General features: G+C 71.4%; 15 protein-coding genes. 7 read left to right on the forward strand and 8 right to left on the reverse strand.

The genetic code is table 11. The features are described 5' to 3' along the window. Positions 1-11: 11 nt before the first annotated feature. Together KIS93_RS13830 and KIS93_RS13835 are read right to left on the reverse strand one after the other, a co-directional pair. On the reverse strand, positions 12-680 hold the full coding sequence (locus KIS93_RS13830) for an HAD family hydrolase (protein WP_080046251.1): 669 nt from the start codon (positions 678-680) through the stop codon (positions 12-14). Next, positions 681-1127, reverse strand: a complete 447-nt coding sequence (locus KIS93_RS13835) for a MarR family winged helix-turn-helix transcriptional regulator (RefSeq protein ID WP_080047633.1) — start codon at positions 1125-1127, stop codon at positions 681-683. It abuts the gene before it with no gap. 93 nt (positions 1128-1220) lie between these two features. Between KIS93_RS13835 and KIS93_RS13840 the strand changes: the two genes are divergently transcribed. After that, a complete protein-coding gene (locus tag KIS93_RS13840; RefSeq protein ID WP_080046252.1) occupies positions 1221-1658 on the forward strand; it encodes an SgcJ/EcaC family oxidoreductase in 438 nt (145 codons plus the stop codon). 45 nt (positions 1659-1703) lie between these two features. Here KIS93_RS13840 and KIS93_RS13845 read toward each other — a convergent pair whose 3' ends face one another. Then, on the reverse strand, positions 1704-3239 hold the full coding sequence (locus KIS93_RS13845) for a long-chain-fatty-acid--CoA ligase (protein ID WP_080046253.1): 1536 nt from the start codon (positions 3237-3239) through the stop codon (positions 1704-1706). A gap of 151 nt (positions 3240-3390) precedes the next feature. Here KIS93_RS13845 and KIS93_RS13850 point away from each other — a divergent pair, with 151 nt between their 5' ends. The 3 genes from KIS93_RS13850 to KIS93_RS13860 are packed head-to-tail and all read left to right on the forward strand — an operon-like array spanning position 3391 to position 7106. Beyond that, entirely contained in the window at positions 3391-4938 is a 1548-nt protein-coding gene (locus KIS93_RS13850) for a GMC family oxidoreductase (protein ID WP_080046254.1), read from the forward strand. 31 nt (positions 4939-4969) lie between these two features. Further along, positions 4970-6223 carry a cytochrome P450 gene (locus KIS93_RS13855; protein ID WP_080046255.1) on the forward strand — a complete coding sequence of 418 codons (1254 nt, stop codon included), beginning with the start codon at positions 4970-4972 and terminating at the stop codon, positions 6221-6223. A gap of 43 nt (positions 6224-6266) precedes the next feature. Then, positions 6267-7106 carry an alpha/beta fold hydrolase gene (locus tag KIS93_RS13860; RefSeq protein ID WP_080046256.1) on the forward strand — a complete coding sequence of 280 codons (840 nt, stop codon included), beginning with the start codon at positions 6267-6269 and terminating at the stop codon, positions 7104-7106. 112 nt (positions 7107-7218) lie between these two features. On the opposite strand, the gene KIS93_RS13865 is transcribed toward KIS93_RS13860, so the two are convergent. Beyond that, positions 7219-8193: a methyltransferase domain-containing protein gene (locus KIS93_RS13865; protein WP_222107469.1), complete on the reverse strand. Its 975-nt coding sequence runs from the start codon at positions 8191-8193 to the stop codon at positions 7219-7221. A gap of 231 nt (positions 8194-8424) precedes the next feature. On the opposite strand from KIS93_RS13865, the gene KIS93_RS13870 reads away from it, so the two are divergent. Continuing rightward, positions 8425-9666 (forward strand): cytochrome P450, encoded by a 1242-nt coding sequence (locus tag KIS93_RS13870; RefSeq protein ID WP_080046257.1) that lies wholly within the window; start codon positions 8425-8427, stop codon positions 9664-9666. A gap of 4 nt (positions 9667-9670) precedes the next feature. Here the strand turns inward: KIS93_RS13870 and KIS93_RS13875 are convergent, their stop codons facing one another. Further along, complete coding sequence (locus KIS93_RS13875) at positions 9671-11410, reverse strand: hypothetical protein (RefSeq protein WP_186404216.1); 1740 nt, start codon at positions 11408-11410, stop codon at positions 9671-9673. A 512-nt stretch (positions 11411-11922) separates the two neighbouring features. Here KIS93_RS13875 and leuS point away from each other — a divergent pair. Further along, complete coding sequence (leuS, locus tag KIS93_RS13880) at positions 11923-14403, forward strand: leucine--tRNA ligase (RefSeq protein WP_080046260.1); 2481 nt, start codon at positions 11923-11925, stop codon at positions 14401-14403. Here leuS and KIS93_RS13885 read toward each other — a convergent pair whose 3' ends face one another. Together KIS93_RS13885 and KIS93_RS13890 are read right to left on the reverse strand one after the other, a co-directional pair. Continuing rightward, positions 14404-15372 (reverse strand): TIGR03557 family F420-dependent LLM class oxidoreductase, encoded by a 969-nt coding sequence (locus tag KIS93_RS13885; protein ID WP_080046261.1) that lies wholly within the window; start codon positions 15370-15372, stop codon positions 14404-14406. It abuts the gene before it with no gap. Positions 15373-15421: 49 nt separating this feature from the next. Continuing rightward, positions 15422-15862: a hypothetical protein gene (locus KIS93_RS13890; protein ID WP_080046262.1), complete on the reverse strand. Its 441-nt coding sequence runs from the start codon at positions 15860-15862 to the stop codon at positions 15422-15424. A gap of 114 nt (positions 15863-15976) precedes the next feature. On the opposite strand from KIS93_RS13890, the gene KIS93_RS13895 reads away from it, so the two are divergent. After that, positions 15977-19126, forward strand: a complete 3150-nt coding sequence (locus tag KIS93_RS13895; protein ID WP_080046263.1) for a S41 family peptidase — start codon at positions 15977-15979, stop codon at positions 19124-19126. On the opposite strand, the gene KIS93_RS13900 is transcribed toward KIS93_RS13895, so the two are convergent. After that, the gene (locus KIS93_RS13900; RefSeq protein WP_246005280.1) at positions 19106-20218 is read right to left on the reverse strand and encodes a MalY/PatB family protein; all 1113 of its coding nucleotides are present in this window, start codon (positions 20216-20218) and stop codon (positions 19106-19108) included. The two genes, KIS93_RS13895 and KIS93_RS13900, sit on opposite strands and share 21 nt — an antisense overlap. Positions 20219-20270 lie beyond the last annotated feature (52 nt).

Below are 20270 nucleotides of genomic sequence, written 5' to 3' on the forward strand. Positions count from 1 at the left end.
CGGCAACGCGATCACGCCAGGTCGAGAAGCAGCCCGATGGCGGCGACGACGTCGTGCACCACCCGGTCAGGGGGTGACGCCGGGGGCGGCGGAGGCTCCAGGCCGCGCCGCGCCAGTTCCTCGCGGCGGTCGATCCAGATCGTCCGCAGGCCGGCGCCGTGCCCGCCCGCGACGTCGTTGACGGCGTCGTCCCCGACCATCCAGCCGCCGTCCAGCGACCGGCCGCAGCGCGCGGCGGCGAGGGCGAACAGGCGGGCGTCCGGTTTCCTGATGCCCTCCGCCGCCGAGATCGCCCACCCGTCCACCCGCGTGGCCAGCCCGCTGTGCTGGATCTTGCCGGTCTGGTTGTCGGCCGCCCCGTTCGTCACGATGCCGACCGTCCAGCCGGCCGCGCGCAGCCGGTCGAGCCCCGACAGCACCTCCGGGCGGCAGCGCACCAGGTGCGGCAGGCGGGCCCGGTAGGCGCGCCACAGCTCGGCGGCGGGCTCGGGCAGCCCGAACCGCTCCCGTACGCGGGCGAAGAACGCCTCCATGGGCACCGACCCGTCCGCGTCCGCCGCCACCAGCCACGCCGCCGCGCCGGCGCCCAGCCCGCGCTCGGCGGCGAACGCGGCGGCCCACCGCTCGAACGCGGCCAGCCGGTCGATCAGCGTGTTGTCGAGGTCGAAGAGGGCGAGCATTCAGGCGTTCCGCGCGGTGATGAGCTCGTCGGTGGCCTCGCGGTAGGCCGCCGTGGCGCGCTCGAAGTAGCCGCACAGGACGGCCAGCTCCGCCTCCGAGAACCCCTCGAAGACGGTACGCAGCCGCGCCCTGGTGCCCTTGAGCACCTCGTCCAGCCCCTCCGGCTCGGAGACCGACTCCACCATCACCTTGCGCCGGTCGGCCGGGTCGGGCCGGCGCCGCACGAAGCCGGCCTTCTCCAGGCGGTCGATGAGCCGCGTGGTGGCGCCGGTGGTCAGCCCGGTCTGCGCGGCCAGCTCGCCCGAGGTGAGCGGGCCCATGAGGTCGAGCAGGTTGTGCGCGTAGTAGTCGGTGGCGTTGAGCCCGGCCGCCTCGGCGGTGGCCAGGCTGTTGAGGACCGTCGCGCTCAGGTAGCGACGGAAGAGCCCGCTCAGATCCGTTGACACGGTCACTCCTCTTCCTTAATCTAATATCTGCAAGCGAGCAGATATCACTTCAGCACAGACACTGTGCTGAGTAAACTACCAGAGGGAGCCTCCATGATCACCACCGCCGAGCAGGACGTCCGGACGCTCTTCGCCGACCTGGAGGACGCCTGGAACCGGGGCGACGGCCACGCCTACGGCGCCTGCTTCACCGAGGACGCCAGCTACACCACGTTCGTCGGCACCGTCTACCACGGGCGCGACGACCTCGCCGCCGCGCACCAGGCGCTGTTCGACAGCGTGCTCAAGGGCACCAGGATGTTCAACGAGATCACCGGGATCCGCTTCCTCGGGCCCGGCGTGGCCGTGGTCACCGGCAGGGGAGAGGTGGCCAAGAAGCGGCCGCGCACGTACGGCAAGGTCCAGACCTACACGCTGGTGCGCGAGGCCGACGGCCGCTGGCGCATCGCCGCCTTCCACAACACCCAGCGCAAGCCGCTGATGGAGGCGGTGTCGTTCAGGTTCGTGCCCGGCAGCGCGCCGCGCAAGTAGAAGGGGCGCGGGCCGAAGCCCGCGCCCCTGGAGCCGGAAGGGACGTCAGCGCAGCTCGCGCTTGAGGATCTTGCCCGTGGCCGTCATCGGCAACGCGTCACGGAACTCGATGATCCGCGGGTACTTGTAGGCCGCCAGGTTCTCCTTGGCCCAGGCGATCAGCTCGTCCTCGGTGATCGTGGCCCCGGGGGTGCGGATCACGTACGCCTTGACCTCCTCGCCGTGCGAGTCGTGCGGCACGCCCACCACGGCGGCCAGCGACACCGCCTCGTGGGTCATCAGCACCTCTTCGACCTCGCGCGGGTACACGTTGAACCCGCCCCTGATGACCATGTCCTTGGCCCGGTCGATGATGGAGTAGTAGCCGTCGGCGTCGCGCGTGGCGATGTCGCCCGTACGGAACCAGCCGTCCCGCATCACCTCGGCCGTCGCCTCGGGGCGGCCGTAGTAGCCCTTCATGACGTTGTGGCCGCGGATGGCGATCTCGCCGGGGCCCTCGCCCTCGATCGTCTTCCAGTCGCCGTCGACCAGCTTCATCTCCACGCCCCAGATCGGGGTGCCGATCGTGCCGGGCTTGGCGGGCCGGCCGATCTGGTTGAAGCAGGCCACGGGGGAGGTCTCCGACAGGCCGTACCCCTCCAGGATGCCGATGCCGAACGTCTGCTCGAAGTCCTTGAGCACCTCCACCGGCGAGGACGCGCCGCCGGCGACCGCGACGCGCAGCGAGCGCGGCACCTCGGCGCCCTCACTGTGGATCTTCGTGAGCATGGCCCAGTACATGGTGGGCACGCCCGCGAAGTACGTCACGCCCTCCTTGGCCATGAGCGCGAGCGCCTCGCCCGGCTCGAAGCGGGTCATCAGCACGACCGTGGAGCCGCGCAGGAAGCCCGTGTTCATGACCGTGGTCTGGCCGAAGGAGTGGAACAGCGGCAGCGCCGCCAGGTAGGTGTCGCCGCCCTCGGTGCGGGGGAACATGCGGTCGCTGATGATGGCGTTCATCAGCATGTTCTGGTGGGTGAGCTCGGCGCCCTTGGGCTGGCCGGTGGTGCCGGAGGTGTAGAGGATGACGGCGGTGTCGTCGGGCGCGGTCTGCACGGTCTCGAACTCGCCCGGCATCCCGCCGAGGGCCGCCCAGATCGACTCGCCGTACTCCGACTCGGTCGCCAGCGGCGTGGCGGGCAGCACGAAGAAGTGCTCGCAGCGCTCGGCCGCCTCGAACCCGGCCCGGCCGCGCTCGCCCAGCGGCAGCTCCGGCGTGCCCTCGAAACAGAACAGCGCCTTGGCGTCGCTGTCGTCGAGATGGTAGGTGATCTCACGGGTCTGGAGGAGGACGTTGAGCGGCACGACCGTCGCCCCGGCCTTGAGGATGCCGTAGTAGACGAACGGGAAGTACGGCAGGTTCGGGCAGGCCAGCGCCACTTTGTCGCCCTTGCCGATGCCGCGTGTCACCAACAGGTTCGCCACCTGGTTCGCTACGGTGTCGATCATGGAGAACGGCAGCCGCATGTCGCCGAAGACGATCGCGGTGCCGTCCGGGGTGTTCCTGGCGCTGTCCTCCAGGACGATCGACAGGTTGAGCATGACGCCTTCCTCCCTCTAGAACGGCTTCGGCGCCATCTTCGCAGGACCGGCATACCGACTGGTAGGTAACTCAGGTCACAAGTGCATATGGACGCGCCCGGCCCGCGTGAAGTAAGCAAGTAGGAAGTTACTTACCCCATGGAGGGGTGTCATGGAGTACGACTATGTGATCGTCGGGGCGGGCTCGGCCGGCTGCGTGCTGGCCGCCAGGCTGACCGAAGACCCCGGCGTGTCGGTGGCGCTGGTCGAGGCGGGCGGGAAGGACGACAAGCTCGAGATCCGCATGCCGGCCGGCTTCGCCAAGCTGTTCAAGACCGAGTACGACTGGGCGTTCCTGACGGCCAAGCAGAGCGAGATGTCCGGCCGCGAGCTCTACTGGCCGCGCGGCCGGGTGCTGGGCGGCTCCTCCTCGCTCAACGCCCAGATGTGGGTGCGCGGCTGCCAGCAGGACTACGACCAGTGGGGCGTCCCCGGCTGGGCCTACGACGACGTGCTGCCGTACTTCACCAAGGCCGAGCGCCGCGTCGGCAGCAACGAGGGCGGCGTCTACGGCACCGACGGTCCGCTCTACATCTCCGAGCTGCGCAGCCCCAACGTCACCACCGCCGCCTTCCTGAAGGCGTGCGAGGAGCTCGGCCACACCCGCCTGGCCGAGCTGAACGGCCGCTCCAACGAGGGCTACTGCCCCACCCCCGTCACCCAGAACCGCGGCCGGAGGTGGAGCGCCGCCGACGCGTACCTGCGGCCCGCCCTGTCCAGGCCCAACCTGCACGTGATCACCAACACCACCGTCGACCGGGTGACGTTCGACGGCAAGCGCGCCACGGGCATCGAGCACAGCGGCGGCGCCCCGATCAGGGCCAGGCTGGAGGTCATCCTGGCGGCCGGCGCGATCGGCTCGCCGTACCTGCTGCTGCGCTCCGGCGTGGGCGCGCCCGACGAGCTGCGCGACGCCGGGGTGCCGATCGTGCACGAGCTGCCCGAGGTCGGCAAGAACCTCCAGGACCACCTGTCGAGTGGCGTGTTCGTCGAGTGCAAGCAACCGGTGACGCTCACCAAGGCCGAGTCGCTGGTCAACCTGCTGCGTTACATCGTCCTGCGCTCCGGCATGCTCACCACGAACGTCGGGGAGGCCGTCGCGTTCATCAGGACCTCGCCCGAGGAGCCCGCGCCCGACATCGAGCTGGTCTTCGCGCCGGTGCCGTTCGTCGACCACGGCTTCACCCCGCCGACCGGCCACGGGCTCACCGTCGGCGTCGTGCTGCTGCAGCCGGAGAGCCGCGGCCGCATCGGGCTGAGCGGCCGGGACGTCGTGATCGACCCCGGCTACCTGACGGCCGAGGCCGACGTCAAGCGCCTGGTCGAAGGGCTGAAGGCGGCCAAGCACGTGTTCGCCACCACCGCGATGAAGCCGTACGCGGGCGGGCCGATGGCGCCCTACTGGGGGCCGGAGAGCGACGAGGAGCTGGCCCAGTGGGTACGCGAGCGCGGCGAGACCCTCTACCACCCGGTCGGGAGCTGCCGCATGGGCACCGACGAGACCTCGGTGGTGGACCCTGAGCTGCGCGTGCGCGGTATCCAGGGGCTCAGGGTCGTGGACGTCTCGATCATGCCGACGCTCAACCGCGGCCACACCCACGCGCCCGCCATCATGATCGGCGAGAAGGGAGCCGACCTGATCAGGGCGAGCAAGGCTTGACGTAAGTGGTCACTTGCGTAGGGTCGTGGGTATGACTCTGCCCGCGGATCTCGACCTGTCGCAGATCCCGTTCTGGGAGCGGTCGCAGGCCGAGCGCATGGCGGCCTTCCGCAAGCTGCGCGAGCTCGGCCGCCCCGTGTTCGTGCCGGAGCAGGCCGTGCCGTTCATCGGCGGCGGCCCCGGCTACTACGCGCTGGTGCGTCACGCCGACGTCACCGAGGCCAGCAGGAACGCGGCCGTCTTCAGCAGCGAGCCGTGCGCCAACAGCATCCCCGACATGCCGCGCTGGCTCAGCGTGTACTTCGGCTCCATGATCAACATGGACGACCCCGCGCACGCGCGGCTGCGCCGCATCGTGTCGCGGGCGTTCACGCCGCGCATCCTCGCGAAGATGGAGGAGGACCTGGCGCGGGCCGCCGCCGAGATCGTGGACCGGGCGATCGAGGAGGGGCCCGGCGACTTCGTCGCCCAGGTGGCCGCCAGGCTTCCCGTACGGGTCATCTGCGACATGATGGGCATCCCCGCGAAATTTCATGACATGGTGCTGCGGCGGACGAACGTCATCCTCGGCAACGCCGACCCCGAGTACACCGGCATCTCACCCGGCTACAGCCGCGTCAACGTCGCCCGCGGCCTGGCCAGGCTGCTGCACGCCGGCCACTCGCTCAACCGGCTGGCCGCCCGCCTCGGCGACGAGCGGCGCCGGCGGCCCACCGGCGACCTGGTCAGCCTGCTCGTCAACGGGGAGGAGCGGCTCACCTCGCAGCAGCTCGGCTCGTTCTTCATCCTGCTGGTGGTGGCGGGCAGCGAGACCACGCGCAACGCGATCGCGTACGGGCTCAAGCTCCTCACCGACCACCCCGGGCAGCGCGAGCTGCTGCTGGCGGACTTCGACGGGCGCGTGGCCGGGGCCTGCGACGAGATCGTCCGCTACGCCACGCCGGTCATCCAGTTCCGCCGCACGCTCACCCGGGACCACGAGATGAACGGCACGGCGTACAAGAAGGGTGACAAGGTGCTGCTCTTCTACAACTCCGCCAACCGCGACGAGTCCGTCTTCCACGACCCCGACGCGTTCGACATCACCCGCGACCCCAACCCGCACGTCGGCTTCGGCGGCCCCGGCCCGCACTACTGCCTGGGCGCGCACCTGGCGCGCAGGGAGATGACCGTGATGTTCCGGGAGCTGTTCACCCGGCTGCCGGACGCCAGGGCGGTCGGCGAGCCCTCCTTCCTGCTGTCGAACTTCATCAACGGGGTCAAGCATCTGCGGTGGGCGTTCTGAGATGCCCGGTGACGGAAGATCCGGCGTGCTAGGTTTCGCAGTCATGGAGATCAGGACTATCCACGCCAATGGGGTGGAGTTCGCGTATCTATCGTTGGGGGAGGGGCCGCTGGCGCTCTGCCTGCACGGCTTCCCCGACACCGCGCACACCTGGCGGCACCTGATGCCCGCGCTGGCCGAGCGCGGCTACCGCGCGGTCGCCCCCTTCCTGCGCGGCTACGCGCCCACCGAGATCCCCGCCGACGGCGCCTACGAGGACGCCGCGCTGGTCGCCGACGTGCGCGCGCTGCACGAGGAGCTGGGCGGCGGGGACGACGCCGTCGTCATCGGGCACGACTGGGGCGCCTTCCCCGCCTACGCCACCGCCGGGCGCTTCCGCCGCGCCGTCACCCTCGCCGTGCCGCCGCCCGGCTCGCTGGCCGGCGGCTTCTTCGACTACGAGCAGCTCAAGCGCTCCTTCTACATCTTCCTCTTCCAGACCGCGCTCGCCGAGACCGCCGCCGCCACGCCCGGCTTCATCGACAACCTCTGGCGCGACTGGTCGCCCGGCTACGACGCCCGCGAGGACCTGGAGTTCGTCCGGCGCAGCCTCGGAGACCCCGCCAACCTCGCCGCCGCCATCGGCTACTACCGCGCCATGCTCGGCACCACCCCGCCCTCCGGCCGCTACCCCGCCGTCGAACAGCCCGTCAGCGGGCCCGTCCTCTACCTGCACGGGGCACAGGACGGGTGCCTGAGCGCCGACCTCGCCAAGGGCGCGCTGGAGCACCTGCCGGCGGGGTCGCGGGCCGAGCAGGTGGCCGGGGCCGGGCACTTCCTGCACCTCGAACGGCCCGGCGAGGTCAACCGGCTCATCCTCGACTGGCTCGGCCCGGCCTCCTGACCGGCCCTTATCGGCTGGGCTTGAGTGCGGTGCTGCTTGAGTACGGTGCTGCTTGCGTGCGGTGATCAGCGGGGCTTCAGTACGACGATCAGGGGGTGCTGCCCCGACAGGCTCACCTCGACCACCTCCTCCACCGCGAACCCGCGCGGCACCCCGTCGTGCACCAGCGCCACGGCCAGCCCGTCCGGCGCCAGCACCCGCCGCACCTCCCGCCACAGCGGGCCAGGCCCCGGGCGAGCAGGCCGGCGGGCGGGACCTGGCGTCCCCAGGGCGGGTTCACCAGCACCCGGTCCGCGCACCCGTCCTCCACCGGTATCCGCCCGCCATCGGCCACCGCCCACGCGAGCGCCGCCCCCGCCGCCCGGGTGTTGGCGCGGGCGGCCGCGATGGCGGCCGGATCACGGTCGAACCCGAGCAGCCGTCCCCTCGTGGCGTCCGGGAGGGTGGCGCTCGCCTCGATCAGGGTGGTGCCCGCGCCGCAGCACGGGTCGAGCACCGTCGCGGCCCCGGTGAGCCGGGCGAGATGGGCCATGGCGGCGGCCACGGGCGGGTGCAGCGTGCCCGGGATCGAGGCCGTCTTGTACGCCCGCCGGTGCAACGGCCGCGCCGCCACCCGTACCGCGATGACCGCCTGATCGCCGTCGATCGTCACCCGCCACGACCGCGCGCCGGGCGGCGGCCGGCGGCCGTCGCGGCGGGAGTGGTACGGCACCCGCGCCGGCCGGGCCAGCTCGGCCCCCACCGCGTCCTCGATCTCGAACCGGGTGTAGTTGCGCCGCCCCACGAACGACGCCGACACCTCCACCCCGCTCCCGGGGTCGCCCATCAGCGCCGGGTCCACCTCGCGCGCCGCCCGGGCCAGCCGGCGCAGCGCGGCGCGGCCGGGCCCGATCCCGTCGACGACGGCGGCGGCCAGCAGCACGTCGTCGGCCGTGCGCAGCCCGAGCAGGTCGGCCCCCGGCCGGGCCTCGAACCACACCTCGCGATGGCGCACCCCGTGCACCACGCCCGTAAGTGATCGCCGGATCTCCATGGCCACCAGGGGCTCGATGCCACGCACGGCCCTGGCCACGGCAAAAGTACGCACCTGTGCTTCTCCCACGTCGCGACCCGGGACGGCGCTCGCTCAGCCGTCCCGCATCGCCGGCGGTGGGGTCGTCCGCGACCCGCCGGCGGATCGCTAACGTCGGAAGAAGCAGTACACGCGACGCACCCTACGGCCCGCCGCGCCGCAGGAGCCACAGGTTTTCCACGCCACGTACGTACGGTGTACGCCCAACCCATTGACGTAAGTGCCCGCTTTTCCAATGATGGCCTCATGAGCGTCCTGGACTTCGACCTGTCGGACCGCGACTTCTGGGCCAGGCCCATGAGCGAGCGCGAGGAGGCGTTCGAGCGGCTGCGCTCGCTCGGCACCCCGGCCTTCTTCGAGGAAGCGGAGATGGCGTACATGCCCAAGGGGCCGGGCTACTACGCGCTGGTCAGGCACGCCGACATCCTGGAGGCCAGCCGCAACCCGGAGGTGTTCTGCTCGGGCGACGGCGGCGCGACGAACATCCCCGACATGCCGGCCGAGTTCGCCGAGTACTTCGGGTCGATGATCAACATGGACGACCCGCGGCACGCCCGGCTGCGCCGGATCGTCTCCCGCGCGTTCACACCCAAGATGATCAAGCAGTTCGAGTCGGACGTCGAGGCGGCCGCCGTCGGCATCGTGGACGACCTGCTCGCCAAGGGGCCCGGCTGCGACTTCGTGACCGAGGTGGCCGCCCGCCTGCCCCTGAAGATCATCTGCGACATGATGGGCATCCCCGAGCGCGACTACCAGTTCGTCTTCGACCGCTCCAACATCATCCTGGGCGGCTTCGACCCCGAGTACACCGGCGGCGACCTCGACCAGCTCGCCGAGCGGCTGCTTAACGCCGGCATGGAGCTGCAGCAGCTCGTCCAGGACCTCGCCGCCCACCGCGCCGACCACCCCACCGGCGACCTCACCTCGTCACTGGTGAACGCCAACATCGACGGCGAGCGGCTGACCATGCAGGAGCTCGGCTCGTTCTTCATCCTGCTGGTCGTGGCGGGCAACGAGACCACGCGCAACGCCATCTCGTACGGCATGCGCCTGCTCACCAAGAACCCCGACCAGCGCGCCCTCTGGCTGGAGGACATCGACGGCCGCGCGCCCGGCGCCGTCGAGGAGATCGTCCGGCTGGCCTCCCCGGTGAACTTCATGCGCCGCAAGACCACCAGGGACTTCGAGATGAACGGCCACCTCTACCGCAAGGGGCAGAAGGTCGTGCTGTTCTACTGGGCCGCCAACCGCGACGCGTCCGTGTTCGACGACCCGCTGCGCTTCGACATCACCCGCCACCCCAACCCGCACGTCGGCTACGGCGGCCCCGGCCCGCACTTCTGCCTCGGCGCCCACCTGGCCCGGCGGGAGATCACGGTGATGTTCCGCGAGCTGCTGCGGCGCGTGCCGGGCATCGAGGCGGGCAAGCCCGACCGGCTGCACTCCAGCTTCATCAACGGGATCAAGCACATGGAGTGCACCTTCTAGGGCGCTACTGGCCGGCCAGGCGGATCTGGTTCATCACCGTACGGATGTCGGGCAGCAGCTGCTTGCTCTCCGCCGGGATCGAGATGTAGACGATGGCCGGCAGCTCGCCGCCGGTGTTGATGGCCATCGTCGCGATCGTGGCCTTCTCGGTGCCCGACGTCAGCGAGTACGCGATCAGCCGCCCCGTCTGGTCGCCCACCTTGATCGGCTGCTGGGCGATCTTCTTGACCTTGTTGTCGTCGGGGAAGAAGCTGCGCCGCGCGCTCAGCACGACCTGCCTGATCACCGGCTCCAGGTCGTCCGGCTTGTAGTACGAGGCCAGCCGCTGCGACAGCGGGCCCGACATGATCGTGGCGTACCGGTCGGGGGCCACCTGCACGTACTGGCGGGTGTTGAACCCGTACGTGCCCTTGACCGTGGCCCGCTGGTCGAGCTGCCAGGTGCCGCCCAGGCGCGGCACGCTGATCCCGGCCCCGGCGTCCGGGACCCGGCCGACGACCGGCGACGCCTTGCCGGTGTAGCGGGGCAGCGGGCCGATCGAGGTGGCGGACTTCGTGGGGGTCGACTTGGGCGGCGCCGTCGCGGACTGCTCGGCGGCCAGGCTCGCGTTCGACGGCGGGTCCTCACCTGCCAGCGGCCCCCACAGGAACGCCCACAGCACCGCGGCGACCAGCGCGATGCCGACCGAGCCGCCCAGCGCGTAGATCCAGATGGGCCTGCCCGAGTCCTCGTCCCCCAGGGCGTCCTGGTCGCCCATCGACTGGTAGTTGTCGCCGAAGACGGTGTTCCACAGCTCCTGCTGGCGCTCCGGCGGCGGGGTGCGGGAGCCGCTGATCTGGCCGGCCGTGACGAAGCGGTTCTCCGGGTCGGAGGGGTCGCGGCTCAGGTTGGAGCCGGGCCGGCCGGGCTGGTCCTCGCCGGGAGGCATGCCAGGAGGGGCGCTGGGGGGCGTCTCGATGTTCGGCTGAGCAGAATCCATGGGGCTGGAGGGGACCGCGCGATCGTTCAGGAGGTTCTCGGTGTGCTGGGCGTAGGTGACCGTGCGCTCGTCGGCCGGGTGCGGCGCGGGCGGCGGCGGGACGGGCGGGCTGCTGTAGATCGCGGTACGCTCGGCCGCCGCGTCGGCGGGAGGCGGTGTCGGCGCCTGTGGTGGCGCCTGTGGTGGCGTCTGTGGCGGTGACGCCGCCCGGTCGGCCGGCGGCCACGGGGCGGGGCTGGACAGGTTGGACCACGCGCCGGGCGACGGCGTGGGCGGCTGCGCCCAGGCGGGCACCGGGTCGGCGGGCTGCGGCGCGGGGGGCGGCGTGCCCTTCGAGGACACCTCGGGCCACGCCCCCGGCCCGGCCGTGCTCTGCGGCGGCGGGGGCGCGTCCTGCCAGGAGGCGCGCACGTCGGGCGAGGAAGCGTTGTCGGGCCAGGACGTGCGCACGTCGGGCGAGGAGGCGTTGTCGGGCCAGGAGGTCCGCAGGTCCGGCGACGAGGCGTTCTCGGGCCAGGAGGTCCGTACGTTCGGCGAGGACGCGTTCTCCGGCCACGGGTTCCGCACGTCGGGCGAGGAGGCGTTCTCGGGCCAGGACGTGCGCACGTCAGGGGAGGAGGCGCCGTCCGGCCACGAGGAGTCCTTGCGGGGCGGCTCGGGCCAGGACGGGTCCTTGCGCGGGGGCTCCGGCCACGACGGGTCGGGCCGGCCCGGCCGCGGGCCTCGGGCCAGGAGGTGGGGACGTCGGCGGGGGAGTCGGCCCACGCGGGCGAGCTGTCGCGGCGGGGCGGCTCCGGCCAGGAGGAGGGCAGATGAGGTCCGGAATTCTCCGTTGCCATTGCTGCCGGCCCTCCCGAGGTTGTGTCCGGATGTCCCGTTATATCCGGATTCGACGTCTCACGCATGATCTCATGGGATTTTCCAGGAGATGCAGGTGGTTCCGCAGCGAAACGAGCGAAGCCATGAGGATCGGTGGGCGGATCCTGCATCGGCAGGTCACCCCCCGGTCGGTCAGGCTCAGCTGGGTATACCACGGCGACAAGGCTATTCTTGTGGGACGAATGAGGTCACAACGGATACATCACCATCAGGTCTCGCCAGACCCGAAGGGTCCATTGTGCCTGCGGACCTCGATCCATAGCCTGCATTCAGCCGAAGAGGTGCGCTAGGCTTGACACATGCGTTCCGCGACCCTGCTTCTTAGCGGGCCGCGACGGCCCTAGAAGATCTTCGCCGTCGCGGCTCCACCCCTCGTTGTGTGCACGAGGGGTTTTCTTATGGGTCCGAATCAAGCCAGAAGGACAGTAGCCGTGAGTGAGTACGATCCGCAGGCGCTGCAGGCCAAGTGGCAGCAGCGATGGGAGGAGCAAGAGACCTACCGGGCGAGCGAGGACCCGGCAGACCCGCGCGAGCGCCGCTACATGCTCGACATGTTCCCCTACCCTTCCGGCGACCTGCACATGGGCCACGGCGAGGTGTTCGCTCTGGGCGACGTCGTCGCGCGCTACTGGATGCAGAAGGGTTACAACGTCCTGCATCCGATCGGCTGGGACTCCTTCGGCCTGCCCGCGGAGAACGCGGCGATCAAGCGCAACGCGCACCCGGCCGAGTGGACCTACGCCAACATCGAGACGCAGGCCAACTCGTTCCGGCGCTACGGCATCTCCTTCGACTGGTCGCGCCGCCTGCACACCAGCGACCCCGACTACTTCCGCTGGAACCAGTGGCTGTTCATCCGCTTCTTCGAGCGCGGGCTGGCCTACCGCAAGGGCGGCCTGGTCAACTGGTGCCCCAACGACCAGACGGTGCTGGCCAACGAGCAGGTCGTGGCCGGCAAGTGCGAGCGCTGCGGCGCCGACGTCATCCGGCGCGAGCTGACGCAGTGGTACTTCAAGATCACTGACTACGCGCAGCGCCTGCTGGACGACATGGAGCAGCTGACCGGCTGGCCCGAGCGGCTGCTGACCATGCAGCGCAACTGGATCGGCCGCTCCGAGGGCGCCGACGTGCTGTTCGAGATCGAGGGCCGCGACGAGCCGGTCCACGTCTACACCACGCGCCCCGACACCCTGTACGGCGCCACGTTCTTCGTCGTCGCCGCCGACGCCGCGCTGGCCGACGAGATCGTCACCGACGAGCAGCGCCCGGCGTTCGAGGCGTACCGCGCCGAGGTCGCGAAGCTGAGCGACATCGAGCGGCTGGCCACCGACAAGGAGAAGACCGGCGTCTTCCTGGGCCGCTACGCGATCAACCCGGTCAACGGCGAGCGCATCCCGGTCTGGGCGGCCGACTACGTGCTGTCCGACTACGGCCACGGCGCCATCATGGCGGTGCCCGCGCACGACCAGCGCGACCTCGACTTCGCCCGCAAGTTCGACCTGCCGGTGAAGGTCGTCGTGCACACCGGCCTGGCCGACCCGGGCGAGACCGGCGAGGCCACGCCCGGCGAGGGCACGCTGGTCAACTCCGGCCCGCTCGACGGCCTGACCAAGACCGAGGCCATCACCAAGATCATCGAGATCCTGGAGACGCAGGGCCGGGGCACCGGCGCGGTCAACTTCCGGCTGCGCGACTGGCTGCTGTCCCGCCAGCGTTACTGGGGCACGCCGATCCCGATCATCCACTGCCCCGACTGCGGCGAGGTGCCCGTCCCCGACGAGCAACTGCCCGTCACGCTGCCCGACCTGCGCGGCGAGGCTCTGGCCCCCAAGGGCGTGTCGCCGCTGGCCAGCGCCACCGAGTGGGTCAACGTCGAGTGCCCCAAGTGCGCCGGCCCGGCCCAGCGCGACACCGACACGATGGACACCTTCGTCGACTCGTCGTGGTACTTCCTGCGCTACTGCTCGCCGGGCTACAACGACGGCCCGTTCGACCCCGAGCAGGTGCGCAAGTGGGGCCCGATCGACCAGTACGTCGGCGGCATCGAGCACGCGGTGCTGCACCTGCTGTACTCGCGCTTCTTCACCAAGGTCCTGCACGACATGGGCATGGTCGACTTCACCGAGCCGTTCCAGCGCATGCTGAACCAGGGCCAGGTCATCAACGGCGGCAAGGCCATGTCGAAGTCGCTGGGCAACGGCGTCGACCTGGGGCAGCAGATCGACGACTTCGGGGTCGACGCCGTCCGCCTGACCATGGTGTTCGCCGGGCCGCCCGAAGACGACATCGACTGGGCCGACGTCTCGCCGGCCGCCTCGCAGAAGTTCCTGGCCCGCGCGCTGCGCGTGATGTCCGAGGTGACCAGCGAGCCCGGCGTCGCGTTCGACGGCGGCGACACCGAGCTGCGCAAGGTGACGCACCACACGATCGACGAGGCCACCAAGCTGATCGAGTCGCAGCGCTTCAACGTCGCGGTGGCCCGCATGATGGAGCTGACCTCCGCCACGCGCAAGGCCATCGACTCCGGCCCCGGCCCCGCCGACCCGGCGGTGCGCGAGGCCGCCGAGACGCTGGCCGTGCTGCTGTCGCTGGTCGCCCCGTACACCGCCGAGGAGGGCTGGGAGCGGCTGGGCCGCACCGGGTCCGTCGCGTTCGCCGGCTGGCCGGTGGCCGACCCCGCGCTGCTGGTGCAGGAGTCGGTCACGTGCGTGGTGCAGGTGGCGGGCAAGGTGCGCGACCGCCTGGAGGTCTCGCCCGACATCAGCGAGGACGAACTGCGCGCGCTGGCGCTGGCCTCGGAGAAGATCGCCCCCTACGTGCAGGGCATGCCCCGCAAGGTGATCGTCCGGGCGCCGAAGCTGGTCAACATCGTCCCGTAGTCACAGGCCGCGCAGGGCCGGCAGCAGCTCCTTCTCCGCCCAGTCGAAGAAGGGCTGCTGCTGGTCGTGCCCGATCTGGACGAGCGCGACGTGCGTGTATCCGGCGTCGACGTACTTCTTGACGCCCTGCACGACGGCGTCCACGTCGTTACCGCACGGCACGCTCTGCGCGACGTCCTCCGGGCGTACCGTGCCGGCCGCGGCGGCGAAGTTCACCGGGCCCGGCAGCTCGGCCATGACCTTCCAGCCGCCGACGCTCGACCAGCGCCACAGCTCGTGCGCGCGCTGCTTGGCGGCCTCGGCGTCGGTGTCGTAGGAGAGGGCGAGCTGGCCGTAGACCGGCTTGCCCGCGCCGCCCGCGGCGTTGAACTGCTGCACCACCTCCGGCATCGGCTCGTTGATGACCAGCACGTCGCCGTACTCGGCGGCCAGCTCGGCCGACTGGCCGCCGGAGGCGGCGATGCCGATGGGCACCGGCTGCTCCGGCAGGTCGTACAGCTTGGCCGAGTCCACGTCGAAGAACTCGCCCTGATGGGTGACGTACTCGCCGGTGAAGAGCTTCCTGATGATCTGGACGGCCTCGGCGAACATCCGGTGCCTGGTGTCCACCGGGGGCCAGCCCTCGCCGATGACGTGCTCGTTCAGGTTCTCGCCCGCGCCCAGGCCGAGGGTGAACCTGCCCTGGCTGAGCACTCCCATGGTGGCCGCCTTCTGTGCCACGACCGCCGGGTGGTAGCGCATGATGGGGCAGGTCACGTACGTCATGAGCGGCAGCCGCTCGGTGACCTGGGCCGCGGCGCCGAGCACCGACCAGCAGTAGGGGGAGTGCCCCATTTCCTCCACCCACGGGAAGTAGTGGTCGGAGATGACGGCGTAGTCGAAGCCGAGCCGTTCGGCCGCGGCGGCGTAGTCGACCAGCTCGCGGGCCGGGGTCTGTTCGGACATCAAGGTGTAGCCGATTTGTACCATGCGCCCCGGCTACCCGACTTTGTCCACCTTAGCGGTCACAGACCGGAGATCAATGTTGGCGGCCGGGCAGCTGCCGGTCCCGCAGTTCCTCCGCTACGAGGCCCAGGCCGATGCCCAGCAGCCAGACGTCCTTGGCCACGCCGAGCCCCTGCGGCGTCGGCCGCAGGCTGCCCTCCTCCCGCATCCCGGGCGTGCGGAGGTACAGCCCGACCAGCCCCGCCGCGAACCCCGTCAGCGCCGCCCCCGCCACCAGCGACGGCACGAACGGCGCCAGCAGGGCCGCGCCCAGCGCCACCTGGCTGCGCGCCAGCAGCCGCGTGAACAGCGCCGGATCCATGCGGCGCAGGAACGGGTACGCGCCCGCCGCCATGCCGTGCGTGGCCGCGGCCCGCTGCTCGTCGGCGTGGATCAGGTCCAGGCCGGAGTTCAGGATGATGGCCGCGGCGCTCACGCGGGGCGGGAGCTGGTGCGGCCGGGCGAAGATCTTCATGCTTCCTCACAGGGCTACGGGACGGACCCCACCCCCCTGCCCCCACGCGTGCCGGCCGTCCACTGGGAGAGGAATTCTTGGGCTGCTCTTGGTGACGCGGTTTAGTGTTCAGGGGTGGCATATGGCGCATACCTGAGATACCCGCACCTGCACGGTGACCTGGTCACCTTCGTCGCCGACGACGACGTCTGGCTCGCCCCCGTCACCGGCGGCAGAGCCTGGCGGTTCACCGCCGACCGGGTGCCCGTGTCCAACCCGCGGTTCTCGCCCGACGGCGGCCGCATCGCGTGGACCAGCACGAAGGAGGGCGCCCCTGAGGCGTTCACGGCCGAGCTCGACGGCCCCGAAGGCGAGCGGCTGACGCACTGGGGCGACCGGGCCACCTCCGTGCGCGGGTGGCTCGGTGACGGCGAGGTCCTCGCCGTCACCGCCGCCGGGCAGGGCTCCGACAACCGGCGCTGGGCGCACGCCGTCCCCCTCGACGGCGGGCCGCCCACCCGGCTGCCCTACGGCTGGGTCGGCGACGCCGCCGTCAGCGACGGCAGGGTCGCCACCGTGTCGGTCATCTGGACCGAGCCCTCCCACTGGAAGCGGTACCGCGGCGGCACCGCCGCCAAGATCTGGGTGGACGCCGACGGCAGCGGCGAGTTCACCAGGCTGTTCGCCGACGACCCCGCGCAGCACTGGGCGGTGAGCTGGGTGGGCGACCGGCTCGTGTTCACGTCCGACACCGACGGGGTCGGCAACGTCTACTCCGCCCTGCCCGACGGCTCCGACCTGCGCAAGCACAGCTCCCACGACGAGTTCTACGCCCGCCACGCCACCAGCGACGGGCAGCGGGTGATCTACAGCCACGCCGGTGACCTGTGGCTGATGGAGAGCCTGGACGCCGAGCCGTACCGGCTGGACGTGCGGCTGGGCGGGCCGCGACCGGGGCGCGCCAGACGCCCGGCGCCCCTGCGGGCCGGCGGGTTCTCGCCCGACGCCACCGGGCGGGCCAGCGCCGTCGAGATCAGGGGCACCGCGCACTGGGTGACCCACCGCGACGGGCCCGCCGGCGTGCTGCGCGCCGAGCCCGGCGTGCGCGTCCGCCTGCCGCAGGTCCTCGACGCCGACGGCAAGGCCGTATGGGTCTCCGACGCCAGCGGCGAGGACGGGCTGGAGATCGGCACCCCCGGCGGCGAGGTCAGGACCCTCGCCGCCGGGCAGCTCGGCCGGGTGCTGGAGCTGGTCGCCGCGCCCGACGGCAAGCACGTCGCCGTCGCCACGCACGACGGGCGGCTCCTCGTCATCGACCTCGACAGCGAGAACGTGCGCGAGCTGGAGCACACCGACCAGGGCGACGTGAGCGGGCTGGCCTTCTCGCCCGACTCCACCTGGCTGGCCTGGGAGCACCCGCACCACCGGCGGCTGACCCAGATCAAGATGGGCCGCGTCGACGGCACGTCCGTCATCGAGGTCACCCCGCCGCGCTTCGTCGACTACGACCCCGCCTTCACCAAGGACGGCAAGCACCTGGCGTTCCTGTCGGTGCGCACCTTCGACCCCGTGTACGACGCGCACGTCTTCGACCTGTCCTTCCCCCAGGGCTGCAAGCCGTACATCGTGCCGCTGAAGGCCGACACGCCGTCCCCGTTCGACCCCTCGCTGCAGGGGCGCGGCTTCAACGGCGAGGACGACAAGCCGTCCAAGGACGACAAGAAGGACGACATGCCGCCCCGCACGGAGGTGGACCCCGACGGGCTGGCCGCCCGCGTGGTGCCCGTACCGGTGCCCGCCGCCAGCTACGGCAACCTCCGCACCGCCAAGGACGCGCTGCTCTGGCTGCGCCACCCGCTCAGCGGGGTGCTCGGCGACGGCAGCGAGCAGACCTCCGAGACCGTGCTCGAACGCTACGACCTCAAGAAGCGCGCCAAGGCCGAGCTGGGCAAGGAGATCCGCGCGTTCGAGGTCAGCGGCGACGGCTCCCGGCTCGTCACCAACGGCAAGAACGGCCTGCAGACCCGCGCCGCCAGCGAGGGCGACGAGGTCGTCACCGTCGACCTCGACCGGATCACCGTGCACATCGACCCGGTCGCCGAGTGGCGGCAGGGCTTCCGCGAGGCCGGCCGCCTCATGCGCGACCACTTCTGGCGCGAGGACATGAACGGCGTCGACTGGCAGGGCGTGCTCGACCGCTACGAGCCGCTGATCTCCCGCATCGGCGCCCACTCCGAGCTGATCGACCTGCTCTGGGAGACGCAGGGCGAGCTCGGCACCTCCCACGCCTACGCGGTGGCCAACGGCTCCGGCACCGACCCCAGGCGCCGCCAGGGCCTGCTCGGCGCCGACCTGGTGCGCGACGACGAGGGGGTGTGGCGGGTCGGGCGCATCCTGCCCGGCGAGTCTTCCGACCACGCCGCCCGCTCGCCGCTGCTCGCGCCCGGCGTCGCCGTCCGCGAGGGCGACGCCATCCTCGCCGTCGGCGGCCGCCCCGTCGATCCGGTACGCGGGCCGCTGCCGCTGCTGGCCGGCACCGCGAACCAGCCCATCGAGCTGACCGTGCGCCACTCCTCCGGCGGCGACGTGCGCCGCGTCGTCGTCACCCCGGTCGCCGACGAGACGCAGCTGCGCTACCACGCCTGGGTGGACGACCGCCGCGCCTACGTCAGGCAGGCGTCCGGCGGCCGGCTGGGCTACCTGCACGTGCCCGACATGGTGGCCTCCGGATGGGCGCAGTTCCACCGCGACCTGCGTACCGAGATGGACCATGACGGGCTGGTCGTGGACGTGCGCGAGAACGGCGGCGGCCACCTGTCGGAGCTGATCCTCGAGAAGCTGTCGCGCAAGGTGACCGGGTGGGCGCGGGCCCGCTGGTACCAGCCGATGCGCTACCCCGACGACTCGCCGCGCGGGCCGGTCGTGACGGTGGCCGACGAGTTCGCCGGCTCCGACGGCGACATCGTCAGCGCGGGCATCAAGGCGCGGGGCATCGGGCCGCTGGTCGGCACGCGCACGTGGGGCGGGGTGATCGGGATCGACTCCCGGTACTCGCTCGTCGACGGCACCCGCGTCACCCAGCCGCGCTACTCCTTCTGGCTCGACGGGCCCGGCTGGGGCGTGGAGAACCACGGCGTCGACCCCGACGTCGAGGTCGTCATCACGCCGCAGGACCGGGTGGCGGGCCGGGATCCGCAGCTCGACAAGGCCATCGAGCTCGCCCTGGCCGCCTTGGACGAGCGGCCCGCCGCCGCCCCGCCCGACCTACCACCGCTGGCGCAGTAGCCGGTCGAGGATCTCCGCCAGGATGGCCTCGGTGGTGGCGAAGTTGAGCCGCACACAGCTCTCACCACCGGGGCCGAAGGCCGCGCCGTCGTTCAGCCGCACCCTCGCCTCGCGCTCGAACACCTCCGCCATGCCCGGCCTGCCCACGTTCAGCCAGGCCAGGTACGTCGCCTCCGGCACGCGGTAGCCGAACGCGGCCGGCAGGCGGTCGGCGATCGTGCGGCGGTTGCGGTCGAGCAGCGCCACGGTCTCCGCCAGCCACGCGTCACCGTGCCGCCAGGCCGCCACCGTCGCCTCGACGCCGAACACGCTGGGCGAGCCGTACACGAACGGCGGCTGCGCCTCCAGGGCCGTGCGCGCGCCCTCGTGCCCGAAATGGGCGACCGAGCAGCGGATGCCGCCCAGGTTGAACGCCTTCGTCGCCGACGTCAGCGTGACCGTGCGCTCGGGCGCGATCGTGGCGAACGGGATGTGCCGGTGCGGCTCGTACACGAGGTCGGCGTGGATCTCGTCCGCGATGACCAGCAGGTCGTGCCGCTCGGCGTGCTCGGCCAGCTCGGTCAGCTCCCGCTCGGTGAACGCGCGGCCGGTCGGGTTGTGCGGGTTGACCAGCAGGAGCACCCGGCAGCCCGCCAGGTCGGGCACCTCGAAACGCCACGTGTCGCCGTCCGGCTCCATCCGGATGGGGCGCAGCGGGCGCTCCATGACGTCCAGCGTGTCCAGGAACGGGTGATACGCCGGGACGTGCACGGCCACGCCGTCGCCCGGCTTCGTCCAGAGGTGGAGGAGTACCTGGAGCGCCTGGTTGAGGTCGTTGAACGGACGCACCAGCCCCGGGTCGGCCTCCCAGCCGAACCTGCCCGCCATCCGCTCGGCGAACGCCTCGGCCAGCGGGCCGGCGTTGCGGTCGAGCAGCCAGGCGGGGTAACCCAGGTCGCCGTCGGCGCGGCGGCGCAGGACGTCGGCGACGGCGGGGGCGGTGGGCAGGTCCATGTCGGCCACCCAGGCGGGGATCACCCCCGGCTCGACCGCCGCCCACTTGAGCCCATCATGCGTGGATTTAAGGGTTAAAGGGGTATATGCGTCATTCACTCGGCCATTCTAGGATTCTGTAATGTGATGAGGCGGTGGCGCGGAGTATGGC

The organism is [Actinomadura] parvosata subsp. kistnae (assembly GCF_900323885.1).
Lineage (GTDB): Bacteria > Actinomycetota > Actinomycetes > Streptosporangiales > Streptosporangiaceae > Nonomuraea > Nonomuraea composti.